The organism is Thermococcus sp., from assembly GCF_027023865.1.
GTDB lineage: Archaea > Methanobacteriota_B > Thermococci > Thermococcales > Thermococcaceae > Thermococcus.
Window position 1 is genome coordinate 1 of sequence record NZ_JALVUC010000009.1, and the last position, 2,027, is coordinate 2,027.

Here is a 2,027-nt window from a genome sequence, read left to right on the forward strand (position 1 = left end):
CGAACAGACCCGACGCGTTAGACCCAGCTTTGAGAAGGCCTGGAAGGTTCGATCGCGAGCTTGAGGTCGGTGTTCCTGACAAAGTGGGCAGAAAGGAGATACTCCAGATACACACAAGGAGCATGCCCATCGAGCCGGAGTTCAGGAGGGGTAATGTCATCGAGATACTCGAGGAGCTTGAGAGGAACGAGACCTACCGCGACGCCGCTGAACGGGCTATAATGAAAGTCAAGAAGGCTAAAAATGAGAAGGAGATAAAAGGAGCTATCCACAATGCTGATCCAGATGGTAGGCTCCATGATGAGGTCAAAGGCAAACTCATCGACGGTCTATTGGAGGAGTTAGCCGAAGTCACGCACGGCTTTGTCGGTGCTGACTTAGCGGCACTCGCCAGAGAAGCAGCAATGGCAGCGCTCAGGAGACTCATCAAGGATGGAAAGATAGACCTTGAGGCAGAGCATATACCCAAAGAGGTTCTAGAGGAGCTGAAGGTTACAAAGAGGGACTTCTACGAGGCGCTGAAGATGATAGAGCCGAGTGCCCTCAGGGAGGTCCTGCTGGAGGTTCCAAATGTCCACTGGAGCGACGTTGGGGGCCTCGAGGAAGTCAAGGAAGAACTCCGTGAGGCTGTTGAGTGGCCGCTCAAGTACCCAGAGGCCTTCACAGGGCTTGGCATCAACCCACCGAAGGGAATCCTGCTTTATGGTCCTCCTGGGACGGGTAAGACTCTGCTCGCTAAAGCCGTCGCCAACGAGAGTGAGGCAAACTTCATAGCTATCAAGGGCCCAGAGGTTCTCTCTAAGTGGGTTGGTGAGAGTGAGAAGAACATCCGTGAGATCTTCAGGAAGGCAAGGCAGGCCGCCCCAACCGTCATCTTCATCGACGAGATCGACGCAATAGCCCCACGCAGAGGAACTGACACCAATCACGTCACTGACAGGCTCATCAACCAGCTCCTCACGGAGATGGACGGAATACAGGAGAACAGTGGGGTTGTCATTATCGGTGCAACCAACAGGCCGGATATCATAGATCCGGCGCTACTTAGGCCAGGAAGGTTCGACAGACTGATACTCGTTCCAGCACCGGATGAGAAGGCTAGGCTAGAGATATTCAAGGTACATACCAGAAAGGTTCCGCTGGCTGAGGATGTGAACCTTGAAGAGCTGGCTAAGAGAACCGAGGGCTACACAGGTGCCGACATCGAGGCCGTGGTGAGAGAGGCAGCTATGCTCGCAATGCGCAGGGCACTCCAGGAGGGCATCATAAGGCCAGGCATGAAGGCCGACCAAGTAAGGCAACAGGTCAAGGTCACGATGGAGGACTTCGAGAAGGCGCTTGAGAAGATAGGCCCAAGCGTTGGTAATGAGACCATGGAGTACTACAGAAAGATGCAGGAGCAGTTCAAGCAGTCGCGCGGCTGATGCCGCCCTTTCTTTTAACTCCCGGCGTTCATTCAGTCTTGTCAATCCGGAGGTGAAGGAGATAATATACGGAGTTCTGCTAAGCATACCCGAGAAGTTCGTTGCCAAGTACGAGGATGAGGTCAGGAAGGCCATCGGCTACGGCATAACAAGGGGCGTGATGCTGGCCCGCTCGAACAGGGTCGCGGAGAGGGTTGTCGGCGAACTGAAGGAGCTTCCCATCAATGCAAGGGGATAGAAATCGAGGGGGAGAGTTGATTCCTTCCCCCGCCGTTGTGTTTTTGCAATTGGGAGCAATAAAGTTAATAATCACCGGATCGTATTTCTTCCGGTGGTTCTATGGGAACGGAGAGCATCGTCTACTATCCCTTCGTGCTTCTCTACACCTTCGGACCAACCTCGTGCTCCTCTGGTTTCTAGCCAAGATCAAACCAAAGTTCCCGTCAGGTCTGTCAACGACCCTTGTGGTGTTCTTTCCCCTCCTCAGTGTTTTCACCGTGGATTTAGTCCTCGGCTTCGCGATGGCACCGTTAACCCATCACAAGACCGTTTCCCTGGTATACTACTCCAAGGTTTCACTCCTTGAGGAGACGCTGACCTCCT

At 53.6% G+C, this 2,027-nt stretch carries 3 protein-coding genes; all 3 read left to right on the forward strand.

The window, feature by feature from the left end; genetic code table 11:
- The coding region (locus MV421_RS02355; protein WP_297517782.1) for an AAA family ATPase at positions 1 to 1,424 on the forward strand (1,424 nt) is incomplete at its 5' end.
- Positions 1,425 to 1,476: 52 nt separating this feature from the next.
- A complete protein-coding gene (locus MV421_RS02360; protein ID WP_297503750.1) occupies positions 1,477 to 1,662 on the forward strand; it encodes a hypothetical protein in 186 nt (61 codons plus the stop codon).
- Between the two features lie 163 nt (positions 1,663 to 1,825).
- A partial coding sequence (locus MV421_RS02365; RefSeq protein ID WP_297517785.1) for a hypothetical protein occupies positions 1,826 to 2,027 on the forward strand: 202 nt, incomplete at its 3' end.